General features: G+C 71.3%; 16 protein-coding genes. 12 read left to right on the top strand and 4 right to left on the bottom strand.

Annotation, left to right across the window (positions count from 1 at the left end):
* Positions 1-172: 172 nt before the first annotated feature.
* Positions 173-1,105, bottom strand: a complete 933-nt coding sequence (locus ACQPYK_RS42950) for a LysR family transcriptional regulator (protein ID WP_433245171.1) — start codon at positions 1,103-1,105, stop codon at positions 173-175.
* A gap of 196 nt (positions 1,106-1,301) precedes the next feature.
* On the opposite strand from ACQPYK_RS42950, the gene ACQPYK_RS42945 reads away from it, so the two are divergent.
* The 6 genes from ACQPYK_RS42945 to ACQPYK_RS42920 all read left to right on the top strand — a co-directional run bounded on the left by ACQPYK_RS42945 (position 1,302) and on the right by ACQPYK_RS42920 (position 8,073).
* Positions 1,302-2,066 (top strand): succinate dehydrogenase cytochrome b subunit, encoded by a 765-nt coding sequence (locus ACQPYK_RS42945; RefSeq protein WP_433245168.1) that lies wholly within the window; start codon positions 1,302-1,304, stop codon positions 2,064-2,066.
* Between the two features lie 78 nt (positions 2,067-2,144).
* Entirely contained in the window at positions 2,145-4,076 is a 1,932-nt protein-coding gene (locus ACQPYK_RS42940) for a fumarate reductase/succinate dehydrogenase flavoprotein subunit (protein WP_433245165.1), read from the top strand.
* Positions 4,073-4,810: a succinate dehydrogenase/fumarate reductase iron-sulfur subunit gene (locus tag ACQPYK_RS42935; RefSeq protein ID WP_433245162.1), complete on the top strand. Its 738-nt coding sequence runs from the start codon at positions 4,073-4,075 to the stop codon at positions 4,808-4,810. The genes ACQPYK_RS42940 and ACQPYK_RS42935 overlap by 4 nt, the downstream gene beginning before the upstream one ends.
* 353 nt (positions 4,811-5,163) lie before the next feature.
* Positions 5,164-5,910: a hypothetical protein gene (locus ACQPYK_RS42930; protein WP_433245159.1), complete on the top strand. Its 747-nt coding sequence runs from the start codon at positions 5,164-5,166 to the stop codon at positions 5,908-5,910.
* 406 nt (positions 5,911-6,316) lie between these two features.
* Complete coding sequence (locus ACQPYK_RS42925; protein ID WP_433245156.1) at positions 6,317-7,339, top strand: ArsR family transcriptional regulator; 1,023 nt, start codon at positions 6,317-6,319, stop codon at positions 7,337-7,339.
* A 59-nt stretch (positions 7,340-7,398) separates the two neighbouring features.
* Positions 7,399-8,073 carry an ATP-binding cassette domain-containing protein gene (locus ACQPYK_RS42920; RefSeq protein ID WP_433245153.1) on the top strand — a complete coding sequence of 225 codons (675 nt, stop codon included), beginning with the start codon at positions 7,399-7,401 and terminating at the stop codon, positions 8,071-8,073.
* 96 nt (positions 8,074-8,169) lie between these two features.
* Here ACQPYK_RS42920 and ACQPYK_RS42915 read toward each other — a convergent pair whose 3' ends face one another.
* On the bottom strand, positions 8,170-8,760 hold the full coding sequence (locus tag ACQPYK_RS42915; RefSeq protein WP_433245150.1) for a Clp protease N-terminal domain-containing protein: 591 nt from the start codon (positions 8,758-8,760) through the stop codon (positions 8,170-8,172).
* A 2-nt stretch (positions 8,761-8,762) separates the two neighbouring features.
* The gene (locus ACQPYK_RS42910; protein WP_433245147.1) at positions 8,763-8,996 is read right to left on the bottom strand and encodes an RNA polymerase subunit sigma-70; all 234 of its coding nucleotides are present in this window, start codon (positions 8,994-8,996) and stop codon (positions 8,763-8,765) included.
* A 107-nt stretch (positions 8,997-9,103) separates the two neighbouring features.
* On the opposite strand from ACQPYK_RS42910, the gene ACQPYK_RS42905 reads away from it, so the two are divergent.
* The gene (locus ACQPYK_RS42905) at positions 9,104-10,795 is read left to right on the top strand and encodes an ABC transporter ATP-binding protein (RefSeq protein ID WP_433245144.1); all 1,692 of its coding nucleotides are present in this window, start codon (positions 9,104-9,106) and stop codon (positions 10,793-10,795) included.
* Positions 10,792-12,537 carry an ABC transporter ATP-binding protein gene (locus ACQPYK_RS42900; RefSeq protein ID WP_433245141.1) on the top strand — a complete coding sequence of 582 codons (1,746 nt, stop codon included), beginning with the start codon at positions 10,792-10,794 and terminating at the stop codon, positions 12,535-12,537. Before ACQPYK_RS42905 ends, ACQPYK_RS42900 begins: the two co-directional genes overlap by 4 nt.
* A gap of 69 nt (positions 12,538-12,606) precedes the next feature.
* Here the strand turns inward: ACQPYK_RS42900 and ACQPYK_RS42895 are convergent, their stop codons facing one another.
* Positions 12,607-14,667 carry a prolyl oligopeptidase family serine peptidase gene (locus tag ACQPYK_RS42895; protein WP_433245138.1) on the bottom strand — a complete coding sequence of 687 codons (2,061 nt, stop codon included), beginning with the start codon at positions 14,665-14,667 and terminating at the stop codon, positions 12,607-12,609.
* A gap of 129 nt (positions 14,668-14,796) precedes the next feature.
* On the opposite strand from ACQPYK_RS42895, the gene ACQPYK_RS42890 reads away from it, so the two are divergent.
* Genes ACQPYK_RS42890 through ACQPYK_RS42875 form a run of 4 tightly spaced genes read left to right on the top strand, consistent with a single transcriptional unit; the run spans position 14,797 to position 18,033 of the window.
* Positions 14,797-16,155 carry a glycosyltransferase family 39 protein gene (locus tag ACQPYK_RS42890; RefSeq protein WP_433245135.1) on the top strand — a complete coding sequence of 453 codons (1,359 nt, stop codon included), beginning with the start codon at positions 14,797-14,799 and terminating at the stop codon, positions 16,153-16,155.
* Positions 16,152-17,060: an N-acetyl-1-D-myo-inositol-2-amino-2-deoxy-alpha-D-glucopyranoside deacetylase gene (gene mshB / locus ACQPYK_RS42885; RefSeq protein ID WP_433245132.1), complete on the top strand. Its 909-nt coding sequence runs from the start codon at positions 16,152-16,154 to the stop codon at positions 17,058-17,060. Before ACQPYK_RS42890 ends, mshB begins: the two co-directional genes overlap by 4 nt.
* Positions 17,061-17,065: 5 nt before the next feature.
* Complete coding sequence (locus ACQPYK_RS42880; RefSeq protein ID WP_433245129.1) at positions 17,066-17,554, top strand: DUF6113 family protein; 489 nt, start codon at positions 17,066-17,068, stop codon at positions 17,552-17,554.
* Between the two features lie 14 nt (positions 17,555-17,568).
* On the top strand, positions 17,569-18,033 hold the full coding sequence (locus ACQPYK_RS42875; RefSeq protein ID WP_433245126.1) for a hypothetical protein: 465 nt from the start codon (positions 17,569-17,571) through the stop codon (positions 18,031-18,033).
* The last annotated feature ends 27 nt before the right edge of the window (positions 18,034-18,060 follow it).

Below are 18,060 nucleotides of genomic sequence, written 5' to 3'. Positions count from 1 at the left end.
AGAATAGTGCGGCACCCGGACTTATGGGACAGTGATCAGTCGCATGCTCCCATCGGCGGCCTGACCTGAGCGGCGCGTGTCGTCGCCTCCGCCCCGGCGCGGTCACCGGCGGACCCGGACCATTTTCTACGGCCCGCGCCCTCCCCGGTGGGCCATCCAGGAAATGGGTCGTTCAAGCCGTGGTGATCAGTTCCACCCCTTCGGGAAGGCTGCCCTCATGGGCGGCCTCGGCCAGGAAGAAGAGCAGGGTCGCGCGGAAGGCCTGGGCGGCGCGGGTGGGTTCGACGTCCTTGCGGTGGGCGATGGCGATGGTACGGCGCAGCCCGGGAGGCGCCAGCGGCGTCCCGGTCAGGCCGGGACGGCCGTCCAGGACCATCGAGGGCACCAGGGCGATGCCCAGTCCCGCCTCCACGAACCGCAGCACGGCGTCCATCTCGCCGCCCTCCACCGCCAGTCTCGGCTCGAACCCGGCCTGGCGGCACGCGTTGAGCGTGGCCTCCCGCAGGTCGTAGCCGCGCCGGAACATCACCATCGGCTGCCCGCGCAGCTCCTCTATCCGGATGTACGGCTTGCGCGCGTGCGAGAGGGAGGGGGAGACGACGACCAGGTTCTCCCGCAGGATCTCCTCGGTGACCAGGGCGGGGTCGTCGCTCTGCAGGGGCAGGATGATCAGTGCCAGGTCGAGCTGACCGCGGGCGAGGACACGGACCAGGTCGCGGGAGCCCCCCTCCTCGACGAGCAGTTCGATGCCCTGGTAGGCGCGGTGGAACCTGGCCAGCGCGTCGGCCAGCAGCCCGGCGCACAGGGAGGGTGTGGCGCCCAGCCGTACCCGGCCGCGGCGCAGCCCGGCCAGCTCGCCGACCTCGCGCCGCGCGGTCTCCGCGTCGGCCAGCATCCGCCGGGCCAGCGGCAGCAGGGCCTCTCCCGCGGGGGTGAGGGTGACGTTTCCCCGCGCACGGCTGAAAAGCGGCGCGCCGAGCTCGGCCTCCAGGGCCTTGATCTGCTTGCTGAGCGACGGCTGGGCGACGCGCATCCGTTCGGCGGCCTGAGTGAAGTGCCGGGCCTCGGCGACTGCCACGAAGTAGGCGAGTTGCTGGAGCTGCACGTTTCCCTAGCGTACGGAGATGGCGGTGGCGGATTCGGGGCGGCCCCCGGCGTCGGAGACGATGTGAGATTACTCGCACCGATTCCTGCCGCGGCGTCCGAAGCCGCCTGGATGCAGGGATGATAGCCCCCGGCTATGGAAACCACATCCACGATGACTTGGACGAAGGGAAACCAGGCTACCTAACGTCACGGACGTGACTGCCACGATTGAGCGCGGATCCGCCACCGCGCGGGTCAACCCCCCCGCGGACGCCACCGCGAAGACTGCGAAGCCCGGGAGGTCCGGCGGACTGCTGGGCTCCTCCAACGGGAAGAAGGCCGTGATGGCCGTCACGGGCGCCATCCTCGTGCTCTTCCTCGTCGGCCACATGGTCGGAAACCTCAAGAGCTTCTTCGGCGCCGAGACCTTCAACTCCTACGCCGAGGCCCTGCGGACCCTGGGCGAGCCGTTCCTGCCGCGCCGCGTCCTGCTGAGCGTCATCGAGGTCGTGCTGGCCGTGTCGGTCGGGCTGCATATGTGGTCGGCGATCTCCCTGGCCCGCCGGGCGAGCAAGGCCCGTCCGGTCAAGTACGCGGCCAAGCGCAAGTCCCAGGCGGGCGGCTACGCCGTGCACACCATGCGCTACGGCGGCGTCATCATCGTCCTGTTCGTCATCTGGCACCTGCTGGACCTGACGTTCGGCACGGTCAACCCGGCCGGCTGGAACGGCACGCCGTACGAGAAGCTGGTGCAGGGCTTCGACCCGTCGCGCTGGTGGGTCACGATCTTCTACGTCCTCGCGCTCGTCATGGTCGGCCTGCACCTGCGGCACGGCCTGTGGAGCGCGTTCCAGACGCTCGGCCTGGCCGGAGGCCGCAGCTACCGCCCGCTCAAGGGCGTCGCGGCCGCCGTCTCCGCGGTGCTGGTCCTCGGCTTCCTCGCGGTTCCCCTCGCGGTGATGACCGGAGTGGTCAAGTGAGCGGATTCGACGTGGTGAGCGCGGCGGGCGCCGCGAAGCAGACCCTGCGCGTAGCGAACGAGGAGCGGTGAGCGGACGATGAGCACGACGAGATACACCGAAGGCGAGCCGATCCGCGACACCAAGGCTCCCGAGGGTCCGATCGAGGACCGCTGGGAGAAGCGGAAGTTCGGCGCCAAGCTGGTCAACCCGGCCAACAAGCGCAAGCTCAACGTCATCGTCATCGGCACCGGCCTCGCGGGCGGCTCGGCCGCCGCGACGCTCGGCGAGCTGGGCTACAACGTCAAGTCGTTCTGCTACCAGGACTCGCCCCGGCGCGCGCACTCCATCGCGGCTCAGGGCGGCATCAACGCGGCCAAGAACTACCGCGGTGACGGCGACTCGATCTACCGGCTGTTCTACGACACCGTCAAGGGCGGCGACTTCCGCGCCCGCGAGTCGAACGTCTACCGGCTCGCCCAGGTCAGCGTGAACATCATCGACCAGGCCGTGGCCCAGGGCGTGCCGTTCGCCCGTGAGTACGGCGGCCTGCTCGACACCCGCTCCTTCGGCGGCGCGCAGGTCTCCCGGACCTTCTACGCCCGCGGCCAGACGGGCCAGCAGCTGCTGCTGGGCGCCTACCAGGCGTTGGAGCGGCAGATCGCGGCCGGGACCGTGGAGATGCACACCCGCCACGAGATGCTCGACGTGATCGTCTCCGACGGCCGGGCGCGCGGCGTCATCGTCCGCGACATGGTCACCGGCGAGATCGAGCGGCACGTCGCCGACGCGGTCGTGCTGGCCAGCGGCGGCTACGGCAACGTCTTCTTCCTGTCCACCAACGCCAAGGGCTGCAACACCACGGCGATCTGGCGGGCGCACCGGCGCGGCGCGATGTTCGCCAACCCCTGCTACACCCAGATCCACCCGACCTGCATCCCGGTCAGCGGCGACTACCAGTCCAAGCTGACCCTGATGTCGGAGTCGCTGCGCAACGACGGCCGCGTGTGGGTGCCGGTCAAGGCGGGCGACGACCGGCCGGTCTCGCAGATCCCCGAGGAGGAGCGCGACTACTACCTGGAGCGCATCTACCCGGCGTTCGGCAACCTGGTCCCGCGTGACATCGCCTCCCGCGCCGCCAAGAACGTCTGTGACGAGGGCCGCGGCGTCGGCCCCGGCGGCCTGGGCGTCTACCTCGACTTCGCCGACGCGATCCGCCGTCTGGGCCGCGACGCGGTGGAGAAGAAGTACGGCAACCTCTTCGAGATGTACGAGCGCATCACCGGAGAGGACCCCTACACCCAGCCGATGCGCATCTACCCCGCCGTGCACTACACGATGGGCGGCCTGTGGGTGGACTACGACCTGCAGTCCACGATCCCCGGCCTGTTCGTGATCGGCGAGGCCAACTTCTCCGACCACGGCGCCAACCGGCTCGGCGCCTCCGCGCTGATGCAGGGCCTGGCCGACGGTTACTTCGTGCTGCCGACCACGATCGGCGACTACCTCGCGAACGGCCCCTACGGGGAGGTCGACGAGGAGGCCGTGGCCGAGGCCGAGGTCGCGGTGCGCGAGAAGATCAACAGGCTGCTGTCGAACAACGGCGACCGCACCGCCGACTCCTACCACCGTGAGCTGGGCAAGCTCATGTGGGACTACTGCGGGATGGAGCGCACCGAGGAGTCGCTGCGCAAGGCGCTGGAGCGGATTCCGGAGCTGCGCGAGGAGTTCTGGAAGAACGTGAAGGTCTCCGGCGAGGCCGACGAGCTCAACCAGGCGCTGGAGCGGGCCGGCCGGGTGGCCGACTTCTTCGACCTGGCCGAGCTCATGTGCATCGACGCGCTGCACCGCACCGAGTCGTGCGGCGGTCACTTCCGCGCCGAGTCCCAGGACGCCGACGGCGAGGCCCTGCGCGACGACGAGCACTTCGCCTACGTCGCGGCCTGGGAGTACGGCGAGCAGGGCCCGATCCTGCACAAGGAAGACCTCGACTACGAATACGTCAAGATGAGCCAGCGGAGCTACAAGTGAACCTCACTCTCAAGGTCTGGCGGCAGAAGGGCCCCGAGGACAAGGGCCGTATGGTCACCTACCGGGTGGAGGACGTCTCTCCCGACATGTCCTTCCTGGAGATGCTCGACGTGCTCAACGAGCGTCTCATCCTGGAGGGCGACGACCCGATCGCCTTCGACCACGACTGCCGCGAGGGCATCTGCGGCATGTGCGGCATGGTCATCAACGGTGTCGCGCACGGCGAGCAGGTGGCCACCACCACCTGCCAGCTTCACATGCGGCACTTCGAGGACGACGCGGTCATCACCATCGAGCCGTGGCGCGCCGCGCCCTTCCCGGTGGTGAAGGACCTGGTCGTGGACCGCTCCGCGTTCGACCGGATCATCCAGGCGGGCGGCTTCGTCTCCGTCCCGGCCGGCTCCGCCCCCGACGCGCACAGCATCCCGGTCAAGAAGGTCGACGCCGACGCGGCGTTCGACGCGGCCACCTGCATCGGCTGCGGCGCCTGCGTGGCCGCCTGCCCGAACGGCTCGGCCTCCCTCTTCACCGCCGCGAAGATCACCCACCTCAGCCTGCTCCCGCAGGGCCAGCCCGAGCGCGACTCCCGCGCCAAGGCCATGGTCGAGCAGATGGACGCCGAGGGCTTCGGCGGCTGCACCAACACCGGTGAGTGCACCGCGGTCTGCCCCAAGGGCATCCCGCTGGACACCATCGCCCAGATGAACCGCGACTACCTCAGGGCCTCCAAGTAGGTCGGGTGAACCGCGCCGCGGGCCGTACCGGATCCTCCTCCGGTACGGCCCGCGTTTTCGTGTCCGGGCACGGGCGTCGTGGTGTGCTCCTACTGATTGGTCCTACCGGTCAGGCCGGAGCAGGGAGCGGGACTGGTCCGGCGAGCGGTCCCAAACGGCGACGCCGCCGACAGCGAGCTGCCGCCGTCCTGATTTCTCCGGGGACGTTTTCCCACGTCAGGACGCGCTGAAATCACCGCGGGCACGTCGGCAATCGGACCCGGATCACCCGGCAATCCGACGTAGACGGCCCCCGGCGACCATAGTCGAGACCCCAGCCACCACAGGCGAAGTCCTCCGACGAAGGAAGCGCGATGGCAGAGACGACGCACGCCCCGCACAACCCCGCCGAAGAAGCGGTGCCCCCGACGAAGGTCAAGGACTGGGCCAGCGCGACCCGCATCGAGCTCGGCCAGTGGATCAAGACGCTGAAGCTCAGCAACGACATCAAGGAAGCCGCCGATGCGGTGTGGAAGAGGCTCGGCGCGCTGGAGAGCGCCCTCGTGAACAAGACGCAATCCGAGACGGAAGCGCGGGCGGCCTTTGTCACGTGGGTCGCCGACAATGACTGGCACGGCGGGTTCGCGTGGTACCTGGAGGAGAAGGCCAAGGCGGTGGCCGAGGCCAACAGGCTCGCGGCCGACCAAGCCATCCAGCGTTTCATCGCCACCGCCCGCACGGAGGCCCAGAAGGCGACCAGGATGCAGGGCGGGCTGGGCACGGTGGTCGCCGGCCTGGCCGACATCGCCACGCAGCAGACTTTCACCGGAACGAGCGGCGCGTACCCCTCCCTCCTCGCCACCGGGAAGCATCCGATCATGCAATCGCTCCTCGCCAGGACCGGGCAGGGCGAGGAATGGACGGTGGACAACTGCGCCGAGGTCGATGCGATGAACAAGTACCTGTACGCGATCAACGCACGGCTCATGACCGACGTCCACGGCAAGAACCTGTACTTCCACGCCGAGACGTGGAACTGGGACAAGAAGGTGTGGCAGCCCCGCAAGGCCTGCGGCAACTGCGACAGCTGGATGAAGGTCATCGGAGCGCGCCGCATCTGACCGGGCCGGGCGGGTCCTCGCCATGGGGCGGCGTGGACCCCTCGTGGACGGGGCGGCGGGTCGCGGCGAGCACCGGAGGGGCGGCGGATACGCCGAGCGGGTCGCGGTGCCGGCCGGGGAACTGATTCCGCTGCCGGACGGGCTTGGCTGTCACGCCCGAGCCGGCCGAGGACGGACTGCAGACGCTCATGCGGGATCGTTCCTCTCCGTCCGGGTGGCCGTCGAGCTCGTGGTCCGGTTAAGGGGCATACGGCCGGGTGGGCCTCGGCCGCGTCACCGAAGCACCTGCCTCACGGGTGGGCTGGAAGTGGCCCACCCGGCGCGGCCCATGGCCCCACCCGGTGCGGCGTGTAGTCCGTGGTGGGGGCGAGATCGGTGTGAGGTGTCGTATGGGTAGATTCGGGGCGTGATCCGGATCGAGCTGGATGAGCCCACGCTGGCCAGGACGAGAATCGCGACGAGCCCGCTCTGGGAGACGCTGTGCAGCCTCTTCCTGCTCCGCCGGGCGCAGGTGCCCTGGCCGTACGACAGGTGGGCGGCGCGTGCCAGGTCGGTGCTGGCCACGGTGCCGGAGACCGCGCCGGTCGATCTCGTCTTCCGGCTCGGCTGGCGCTTCCCCGACTTCCTCTCACCGATTCCCCGATCGGCGTCTCCGACGATCGAGGAGGAGCTCGACCGCCTGCGTGCCACCGACCCCGACGTCATGGCCGCCGAGATAAACCTCCAGACGAGCACGCCTGATCTGGATCGGTTCCTCAAGAACCCGGTCCGGGCGCTCGGCGAGCTGGCGGACGGCCTCCAGGCGTACTGGGACGCGGCGCTGGCGCCGTACTGGCCGGCCATGCGTGGCGCGCTGGACGAGGAGATGCTCTTCCGGGCGCGGCTGCTGGCCGCCGACGGCCCCGACGCGCTCCTCGGGGCCCTGCACGATCGCGTCAGGTGGGAGTACCCCGTGCTCACATTGGTCAAGCCGCCCGAGGCGGACAGATCACACGAGCGCGAGTTCGCCTTCGACGACCAGCGGCTGCTGCTGATCCCGTTGATCTTCTCTCGTGGTGCCCTGATGTGCACCACGAGAGAGGGGGACGTGGTGGCCGTCTCCTACCAGGCTCGCGGCTCGGTGGTGCTCGCCGACAGAAGACGGGAACGTCCCGGGGAGGCGGAGCAGGACAGGCTCGCGGTGCTCCTCGGCAACGGCCGGGCCGCCGTGCTGTGTGCGCTGTACCCCCGGCCCTCGACGACGGCCGGGCTCGCGGCGACGCTCGGACTCGCGCCCAGCACCGTGTCCGAGCATCTGTCCATCCTGGTGGCCGCCGGTGTCGCGCATCGCCACAGGGCGGGCCGCCGGGTGCTGTACGGCCTGGAGCCCGCCGGGCTCGCCCTGGTCGACCTGCTGGGCCCGCCGGAGGCCGTGGGCGCGCTCGGCTGAGCATTCGGCGGCCACCGAATCCATCGCCGTCCGGCGGGCGGACGCGTACCGTCCGTTCCATGACGGACCATGTGATCGTGGCTCGTGACCTGCGCCGTTCCGAGGTCCGGGGAGTGAGCTTCGCCGTACGGCGGGGCGAGGTTTTCGGCCTGGTCGGCGCGGGAGCGGCCACCACCATCAAGATGCTCGCCACGCGGCTCGCCCCGGCCGGCGGCACCGCCAGGGTGTGCGGCTACGACGTGGTCGAGCAGCGTCGGCAGGTGCGCCGCTACATCGGCTCGGTGTTCGGTGGCGGCCACCTGTGGACCGCGCTCTCCGCCGCCGACAACCTGCGCTTCTTCGCCGAGCTGCACGGCGTGCCGTCCCGGGGCCGGCACGACCGGATCGAGGAGGTGCTCGGCCTCGTCGGCCTCTCGGGACGTGAACGGGCCGGTGCCTGCTCCCCGCAGGCGCGCGCTCGCCTGCGGGTCGCGAGCAGTCTGCTGCGCTCGCCCGAGGTGCTTTTCGTCGACGAGCCGGCGATCGAGATCGGCTCCGCCGTCTCCGCCGTCGTGGCGCGCGGCACGACCGTGGTGCTGACCACCCGGGACGTCGCGCGGTGCGATCGGGTCGCGGTGTTCGCCGATGGAGGGCTCGCCGAGCTGGGCGCGCCCGCCGAGCTCGATCGGCCGGCCGCGTCTCAGAGGGCGTTCCAGACGACCGGTGGGCATGCCCCTGGGGCGGTGGCCGCGTGAGCGCGAGGCCGATTCCCTACCGGGGTGCGCCGCTGAAGCGGGACCATGGTCGCCGGCGGGTGCTGCGCGCGCTGGCGGTCGGCGCGCTCCTGCACCTCAAGTGGTTGGCCGGCGGCCGTCGGGGTGGTCGGTGAGCTGCCCGGCGACCTCGTGGCGGAGGGCGGCGAAGTCGATGCCGGCGTCGGCGATGACCCTGGCGCCCAGGCCTTCACCTTCGCGGAGGATGCCGAGCAGAATGTGGCCGTCGCCGATGGAGCGGTGCTTGAGGCGGAGGGCCTCGCGCAGTGACAGCTCCAGGGTCTTCTTCGCCCGCGAGGTGAAGGGGATGTGACGACCGCTGAGCAGGCCGCCCCGCCGGTTCGTCGTGGGCTTGCGGTCCAGCGCGCCGGGGCCGAAGGCGGCCTCGACCTTCTCCCGGATGGCCGACAGGTCGATGCCGATCGACTCCAGGGCTTCGGCGTCGAGGGTTTCCCCGGGCTTCGGCGGGACCATCCGGATGACGGTCCGGCGGGCTCGATCGTGGTCGAGGCCGTGCCGGCCCAGCACGAGGGCCGAGAGGGTCTCCGGCTGGTCGAGCAGGCCCAGCAGGATGTGCTCGGTGCCGACGAAGTGGTGGTTCAGCCGCCTGGCGTTCTCCTGGGCGAGGGTGACCGCTTGGCGGGCGCCGTCCTGGAACCGTTCGAACATGGCTATTTCTCCCGTCTCAACAGGCCACGACCTCCTGCGTACTTCTTGTGCACCGCCTGCTTGGTGACCTCCAAGCAGTAGGCGATCTCCTGCCAGGACCAGCCCTGATCTCTGGCGTTCTCCACCTGTAGCGCCTCCAGCCGATCGACCAGCATCCGCAGCGCCCGCACGGCCCGTAGGCCTACGGCCGGATCGCGGCTGCCGGCGTCGGAGGCCAGCTGTGCCGTATCGCTCATGGTGTCAATTTAGGTTGACGCCGCCCTGCTGTCAACCTTGATTGACGCCCTGGGGGTCGGAAAATGGTTTGCCGGGTGAGGCGCGCGTTTGTCAGCCTGAAGGGGCTATGCGCTCCCTACCTGCCGCCGATCCCGGCATCCCTGACGCCCGCAGTCCCTTCCGATACCTGTGCTGGATCGCCCGCAAGCAGGCGGGCCCGCTGCTCCTCGGCATCGGCTACGCCGTCCTGTGGTGGCTGGCGATGGCGTTCGTGCCGGCCGCGATGGGCAAGGGCATCGACGCCATCACGGCCAAGAACACCTCGGCTCTCATCGGCTGGGGCGCGGTGCTGTTCGGCCTGGGAATCGTGCAGGCCGCCGCCGGCATCCTCCGGCACCGGATGGCCGTCTACAACTGGCTGAGCGCCGCCTACCGGACCGTCCAGGTCACCGTCAGGCAGGCGACCCGGCTGGGAGCGACCCTGCCCAAGCGCATGTCCACCGGCGAGGTGGTCAGCGTCGGCAACTCCGACATCGCCCACATCGGCAACGCGATGGACATCCTGCTGCGGGGCACCGGCTCGATCGTCGCCATCGTCACGGTGACCGTCATCCTGATCCGGACCTCGTTGCCGCTCGGTCTGATGGTGCTCGTCGGCGTGCCGGTCATGGCCCTCGCGGTCGCCCCCCTGCTCAGGCCGCTGCACCGGCGCCAGCACCTCCACCGCGACCTCCAGGGCGACCTGTCCACCCGGGCCGCCGACATCGTCGCCGGCCTGCGGGTGCTGCGCGGCATCGGCGGAGAGCAGGTCTTCGCCGACCGCTACGCCGAGGAGTCCCAGAAGGTGCGGCACGCGGGCGTGCGCGTGGCCGCGGTCGAGTCGACGCTGGAGGGCGCGCAGATCCTGCTGCCCGGCCTGCTGGTCGCCGGGGTGACCTGGCTGGGCGCGACCTTCGCCACCCGGGGTGAGATCACCGCCGGTCAGCTCGTCGCCTTCTACGGCTACGCGGTCTTCCTGATCGCCCCCATGCGGGCGCTCACCGAGGCCGCCGACAAGCTGACCAAGGGGCACGTCGCCGCCCGCCGGGTGGTGCGGATCCTCACTTTGGAGCCGGAGGTGCAGGGCGGCACCGGCGGCTCCGCCGGGGGCCTGCTGCGCGACGTGGCCTCCGGGGTCGCGATCCGCCCGGGTGTGTTCACCGCCGTCGCGGCGGCCGTGCCCGAGGAGGCCATCGCGATCGCCGACCGTCTCGGCCGCTACAGCGACGGCGACGTGGACTTCGGCGACGTGTCGCTGGACACCCTGCCGATCGCCGAGGTCCGGCGCCGGATCCTGGTCGCCGACAACGGCGCGAAGCTGTTCGCCGGCGTGCTCAGGGACGAACTGGACGTCTCGGAAGAGGCCTCCGCCGGAGACGTCGCCGACGCGCTGCACACCGCGTGCGCCGAGGACATCGTCCAGGCGCTGCCCAAGGGGCTCGACGGATACGTCGCCGAGTCGGGCCGGGAGTTCTCCGGGGGCCAGCAGCAGAGACTGCGGCTGGCCAGGGCGCTGATCGCCGACCCGGAGGTGCTCGTCCTCATCGAGCCCACCAGCGCGGTGGACGCCCACAGCGAGGCCCGCATCGCCGACCGGCTGGCCAAGGCCCGGGCGGGCAGGACCACGCTGGTCTGCACGACCAGCCCGCTGGTGCTCGACCGCACCGACCACGTGTTCTACGTCGAGGAGGGCGTCGTGCGCGCCCAGGGAACGCACCGGGAGCTGCTGGCCACCGTGCCGGCCTACACAGCGACGGTCACCAGAGGAGAAGACGCATGAGCAGGCAGATCCTGCCGGTCGCCGACCAGGCGCAGGTCCGGGCGTACGCCCGCAGGCTCACGCTGAAATATCCCCGGGACCTGACCGTGGCGCTCGGCCTGCACGGCCTGGCCGCCGTCGCGGGGCTGGCGGTGCCGTGGCTGCTGGGCCAGCTGGTCCAGGGCGTCCAGGACGGCACCGGCGTCGATGTCACGCCGGTGGCGCTGGCCATCGGCGGATTCCTGGTCGCCCAGGCGGTGCTGGTCAGGTCGGCCGTCTACGCCTCCTCCAGGCTCGGCGAGAAGGTCCTCGCCGAGCTGCGGGAGGAGTTCGTCGGCAGGGTGCTCGGCCTGCCGCTGTCCACGGTCGAGCGCGCCGGTTCGGGCGACCTGATCACCCGGACTTCGCGGGACGTCGACTCGCTGTCGCGCACGGTACGGCACGCCGTCCCAGAGACGCTGATCGCGCTGGTCACCTGCGTGATCAGCGTCGGCGCGCTGCTGCTGGTGGGGCCGCTGCTCGTGCTGCCCTCCCTGCTGGCCGTACCGATCCTGTGGGTCTCCACCCGGTGGTACCTCAAGCGGGCCCGCGACGGCTACCTGCGCGAGAGCGCCGCCTACGCGGACATGACCGACGGGCTGGCCGAGACGGTCGGCGGCGCCCGCGCGGTGGAGGCGCTGGGCCTGCAGGCGCGGCGGCACCGCCGTACCGACACCGACATCTCCCGGTCGTGGGCGGCCGAGCGCTACACCCTCGGGCTGCGCACGGTCTGGTTCCCGGCGGTCGAGCTCGGCTACGTGATCCCGATCGTGGCCACGTTGATCGTCGGTGGCGTGTTCTACATCCGGGGCTGGGTCTCGCTGGCTCAGGTCACCGCGGCGACGCTGTACGTGCAGCAGCTCATCGACCCGCTCGACCGGCTGCTGATGTGGATCGACGAGCTCCAGGTCGGCGGGGCCTCCATGGCCCGCCTGCTGGGGGTCGCCGAGGTGCCCGACGACCGCGAGACCGGTTCGGGCGTCCCCGACGGGGAGGAGCTGCGGGCCGACGGCGTCCGCTACGCCTACCGTGAGGGCCACGACGTGCTGCACGGCATCGACCTGGTGGTCGAGCCGGGGGAGCGGCTGGCGATGGTCGGCCCGTCCGGCGCGGGCAAGTCCACGCTGGGCCGCCTGCTCGCGGGCATCCACGGCCCGCGCGCCGGCGCGGTCACGGTCGGCGGCACCCCGCTGGTCGAGCTCCCGCTCGACGACCTGCGCGGCCACGTCGCCCTGGTGACCCAGGAACACCACGTGTTCCGCGGCACCGTGCGCGACAACGTGCTGATCGCCCGCCCGGAGGCGGACGACTCGCGTGTCCGCGCGGCGCTGGAGGCCGTGGACGCCTGGGAATGGGTCGCCGCCCTGCCCGACGGCCTCGACACGGCCGTCGGCTCGGGCGGTGAGCCGGTCTCGGCGGCCCAGGCGCAGCAGCTCGCCCTGGCCCGGCTGGTCCTGGCCGACCCGCACACCCTGGTCCTGGACGAGGCCACCTCGCTCATCGATCCCAGGGCCGCGCGCAACCTGGAGCGGTCGCTGGCGGCCGTCCTCGACGGTCGCACCGTGATCGCCATCGCCCACCGCCTCTACACGGCGCACGACGCTGACCGGGTCGCGGTGGTCGAGGACGGCCGGATCAGCGAGCTCGGCTCCCACGACGAGCTCGTCGCGGCCGAGGGCTCCTACGCTGCGCTGTGGAGCACCTGGCACGGTACCTCCAGGTAGCCCTCCCGGGACGGGATCGAGGGTGGCCCGGTCCCGTCCCGGTGGGCCCACCGGGACGGGACCTCCTTCTCAGGCCAGGGCCTTGTTGAGGAAGTCGACCTGGAACAGCAGCAGGTTCTCGGCCACGACCTCCTGGGGGGTCATGTGGGTGACGCCGGACAGCGGCAGGACGCTGTGCGGGCGGCCCGCCGCCAGGAGCGCGGAGGACAGGCGGAGGGTGTGGGCGGCGACCACGTTGTCGTCGGCCAGGCCGTGGATCAGCAGCAGAGGGCGCTCCAGCTTCTCGGCGTCGGCGAACAGCGACGAGGACTCGTAGTGGCCCTCGCCCGGCCGGCCGAGGTAGCGCTCGGTGTAGCAGGTGTCGTAGAGACGCCAGTCGGTCACCGGGGCCCCGGCGATGGCCGCGTGGAAGACGTCCGGACGGCGGAGCACGGCCAGGGCGGCCAGGAAGCCGCCGTAGGACCATCCGCGGATGCCGACCCGGGACAGGTCCAGGTCGTCGGGGAACTTGGCGGCGGCGCCGTGGAGGGCGTCCACCTGGTCCTCCAGGGCGGGGGTGGCCAGGTCGTGCAGGACGGCCCGCTCGAACTCGGGGCCACGGCCCGGGGTGCCGCGGCCGTCGGCCACGACCACCGCGAAACCCTGGTCGGCGAACCACTGGCTGGACAGGTAGGCGCCGGAGGCGGCCAGGACCCGCTGGGCGTGCGGCCCGCCGTAGGGGTCCATGAGGACCGGCAGCCTCGCCGAGCCGGGCACGTGCCCCGACGGGAAGAGGACGGCGGTGGACAGGTCGCGCTCGCCCGCGCGGATCAGGGAGACCCGTAGGTCCAGGCCGTGCCGCTCGGCGTGGGAGGCGATGTGGCCGCGAGGCTTGCCGTGGTGGAGGACGCGCGTCACCGGGCCCTCGCTGTCGAGGCTCTGGCCGATGACCACCAGCGTGCCGCCGGCCGTGTGGCCGTTGTAGACGCCGCTCTCGGCCGGGCTGACCAGCGTGATCCGGCCGTCCTTGTAGGCCCACAGGGCGATCTCGGTGGGCTCCCCGCTGGCCCGGAAGAGCACGGCGTCGCCGTCGATGTCGAGGATCTCGCGCACCTGGAGTGTGGCCGGGGTGACGGGCTCGTCGCCGATGATCAGGCGGTGGCCGCCGTCGACGTTCGCGGCCCAGACCAGGGTGCCGTCGGAAAGGTGGCCGGGCACGCCGGTGACGATGTCCACCCAGGCGGGGTCGGTGTCCTCACGGACGACCGTGGACTTTCCGGTGGCCGGGTCGATCTTGAGCAGGCGCATGGTCCGCTGGTCGCGCGACAGGGTGACGATCGCCAGGCCGTGAGCGTCCCAGGCGGCGGTGACCAGGTATTCCTCCTGGAAGGGGACCGGGACGCGGGAGCCGTCCAGGGACAGCACGAACAGCTCTACCTTGGCGTTCGCCGTGCCGGCGGCGGGGTAGCGCTGCTCGGCGGCGGGGCGGGAGGGGTGGGACGGGTCGGCGATGTGCCACCTCTCGACCGGTGACTCGTCGGCCCGCTCGGCCAGCAGCGCGTCACCGGCGGGAGACCACCAGTAACCCCGCATCCGATCCATCTCCTCGGCGGCGATGAACTCGGCCAGGCCGTACGTCACCTCGGGGGACTCGGGGCGGGCCAGCACGTGGTCGACCTCGTCCTCCAGGTCCTGGACGTGGAGCGCGCCACCGGTGACGTAGGCGACGTGCTCGCCGGTCGGGGAGACCCGCGGGTCGACGACCGGGCCCGGCGTCTTCAACCGCCACACGTGCTTGGTCTTGAGGTCGGCGACGTAGAGGCCGCCGGAGAGCGCGAAGGCCGCCTTGGTCACCGCCTTGTCGGTGCTGTAGCCGACGATGCCGCCCGCCTGCTCGCGGCTGCGCTCGCGGCGCGCCCGCTCCTCGGGCGGCAGGTCCTCCTCGTCGACGGCCAGCACGCGCGGATCGGCGATCAGCCGCTCCCTGCCGCTGGCGACGTCGAACTCCCACAGGCAGGTGACCGGGTCCGAACCGCCCTTCGTCCGGAGGAAGACGATGCGATCGCCGCCCGGAGCGATGGTGAAACCGCGCGGCACCCCGAGGGTGAATCGACGGGTCCTGGCGTGCAGACGAGGAAAACTCTCACTCATACAGTCATCTTGCCAGCTCCACCTCTCGCCCCGGGGACCTGGCGACGGCTTGAGCGACAGGCGTTTTACGAGAAACTTGGGCAGGTGATGCTTATCCCCCGAATTGCCCGCTCTTCTGGAACGCCCGCCGTGCTGGCGTTCGTGTTCGTGCTCTGGGGGATCGGCACCCCGTCGTTCTGGCGGGACGAGTCGGTGAGCGTGATGGCCGCGACCATGTCGCTGGACGAGCTGTGGCGGCTGTTGCACGACATCGACGCCGTGCACGCGCTCTACTACCTCTTGCTCCGGCCGTTCGCCGCGTTCGGCGGAGAGGTCGCCGTCCGGCTGCCCTCGGCGCTCGCGGTCGCCGGGACGACGTTCGGGATCGCGGCCATCGGGCGGAAGCTGGCAGCGCCGCAGGCGGGGCCGCTGGTGGGGCTGCTGGCCGGGCTCGTCTACGCGCTGCTGCCCATGGTCAGCCGCTACGGCCAGGAGGCGCGGAGCTACGCCCTGGTCAGCGCGGTGGCGGTCGCCGCCACCTGGGTCCTGCTCGGTGAGCGCCGGTCCCGCTACGCCGGCTACGGCCTGCTGGTCGCGCTGCTCGGCTGGTTCCACCTCTACGCGCTGCTCCTGCTGCCCGCCCACGCCTTCGTCGTCGCCCGCAGGCGAGAGGAGATCCTTCCGTGGCTGGCGTCCCTGGCCGGGGCCGGCGTGCTGCTCGCGCCGCTCGCGCTGATCGCCTCCGGGCAGCGTGACGAGCAGCTGTTCTGGCTGAAGGTGCCCGGCCTCGCCGAACTGGGGCAGTTCGGGGTGGAGCTGTCGGGAGGCCCGGTGGCGTGGCTGTCCCCGCTCCTGCCGGCGCTGTTCCTCGCCCTCCTCACCGTCCTGGCCCTGCTCGGCGCCTGGTACGGCGCGCGGTCCGGTACGGCGGAAGCGCGGTCCGGTACGGCGGGAGCGCCGTCCCTGACGGCGGTGGCGGTGCCCTGGGCGCTCCTGCCGGTGGCGCTGTCCTTCCTGATCTCCCAGGTGTATCCCGTCTACAGCCCGCGCTATGTCCTGTTCGTGCTCCCGGCCGTCGCCCTCCTGGCCGGATCGGGCCTGGCCGCGCTGCGCCGTACCCCGGCGAGCTGGGCGGTCCTGGCGGTCCTGGCGGCGCTGTCGGTGAGCGCCCACCTCACCGTCCGCGGGCCCGCCAACCGCCCCGACGACCTGCGCACCCTCGCGGCCGAGCTGGGCGCGCAGGAGCGGCCCGGCGACGCCGTCCTGTACATGCCCGAGCGTTTCCGGCTGTTCGTCGTCGTGTACGGCGAGCCGTACCGCAGGCTGAGCGCCCTGGGGCCGGGGTCCGACCGGGTGTGGCTGGTCTCGCGGCGCCTCCGCGGCGCCGAGTGGCAGCAGGACCCCCGGCTGAGGGAGCTCAAGCGGGACTTCCGCAAGGCCGGGCCGACCCGGATATCCGGGGCGGTCCGCATCACCCTCTACACCAGGCGGATACCCTCTGATGCATGAATGACCGGCGCCTGCTGCTCGTGCACGCCCACCCCGACGACGAGACGATCGGCAGCGGGGCGACGATGGCCAGATACGCCGCCGAGGGAGCTCACGTCACACTGGTGACCTGCACGCTCGGCGAGGAGGGCGAGGTCATCCCGCCGGAACTGGCCCATCTGGCCGCCGACCGGGACGACACCCTGGGCGAGCACCGCATCGGTGAGCTCGCCGCGGCCTGCAAGGCCCTGGGCGTCACCGACCACCGCTTCCTGGGCGGTCCGGGCCGCTGGCGCGACTCCGGCATGATGGGCGTCGCTTCCAACCACCGTGACAACGCCTTCTGGCAGGCCGACCTGGACGAGGCCGCCGGGGAGCTGGTCAAGGTCATCCGCGAGGTGCGGCCCCAGGTCCTCGTCACCTACGACGAGAACGGCTTCTACGGCCATCCCGACCACATCCAGGCCCACCGCGTCTCCTGGCGCGCCTTCCGGCTCGCCGCCGATCCGGCGTTCGGGGAGGGGGAGCCGTGGCGGATCGCCAAGTTCTACTTCACCGCGACGGCCAAGTCCACGATGCGCCGGGCGGCCGAGGCGATCCGCGATTCCGGCGTGCGGTTCCTCACCGAGGACACCGTCGATGACCTATCGTTCGGCTGCGCCGACGAGGACATCACCACCGAGATCGACGGCCGTGCCCACGTCGGCCGGAAGCTCGACGCGATGCGGGCGCACGCCACCCAGATCAGCGTGGAGGCGCCCTGGTTCGCCCTGTCCAACAACATCGGCCAGGAGGCGCTCGCGGTGGAACACTTCATTCTGCGCGCCGGGGTGCCCGGGCCCGCGGGGCCGGGCGCGCCGCTGGAAGTCGGGGGGCTCGGCGAGCCGTACGACCGCGAAGCCGACCTCTTCGCCGGGATCCACTAACCTCGATGGTTGTGATGGAGCAGGTCCAAGCGGCAGGACAGCCTTCGGAGGCGACGGTCACCGGGGCGGCGTACGCCATGCTGATTCTGCTCGGCCTCATGACGGGGGTCGTCGGGGGGCTCCAGCACTCGTGGACTTTCGGCTCCGTCCCCGTCGCGGCCATCGGCTGGGTCGTCCTGCTGTTCGCGGCCGGTTACGGGGCCGGGCGGGCGATGAGGGGCAAGCTGGCCGCCCTGGCGCCCGGAGCGGGCTGGACGGCCGTCACGCTGATCTGGCTGGGCGGCCGCCCGGAAGGCGATGTGATCATCGCCAACGACCTGTCCGGTTACGTCTACCTCTACGGCGGCCTGATCGCCATTCTGGCGGCCGTCCTGCTCGCGCCCTCGGGCGATGGGGCGTGGCTGCTGGCCCAGCGTTCGTACGGCTCCCGCCCGATTCAGCCGGACCTGTCCCGGTCGATGGAAGAGGACCGCTACCGCGGATCGGCGGGATAGCGCACAATCCCGGTATGCGGCGCTTTCATCGGGTACGGCGGACGCTCAACTACGCGAACCTCTCCACGCCGCTGGGGCTGCTGGTGGCGCGCCTCGGCCGGGCCCGGGTGACGCCGGGGCCCGATGGGCTCCTCCTCGCCCACGGCTACCGCATCCCCTTCCCGGTCGCGGGCGCCTTCACCCTCGGCAACGTGGTGCTGACCCGGCACGAGGAGGGCTACCTGGCCGGTGACCTGCTCAGGCACGAGGACCGGCACGCCTCCCAGTACATGGCCTGCGTCGGGCTGCCGATGCTCCCGCTGTACGTCGTCGCGGTGGTCGTCTCCATGCTGATCTGCGGGCATCAGGCCTCATGGAACGTCTTCGAGAGACTGGCGAACCTCGAAGACGGGAACTATCCCCGTAGGGCGCCGTGGTGGACCGGGAAGCCATGGTGGACCGGGAAGAAGGAAGCGGGGGGACGCGCAAGTCGAATGTGAGTCGTCGGGAGTGGATGGTTGCCGAGG

It is taken from the genome of Streptosporangium sp. CA-135522 (genome assembly GCF_050949235.1).
Lineage (GTDB): Bacteria > Actinomycetota > Actinomycetes > Streptosporangiales > Streptosporangiaceae > Streptosporangium.
This window is presented reverse-complemented; position numbering and strand designations above follow the sequence as displayed.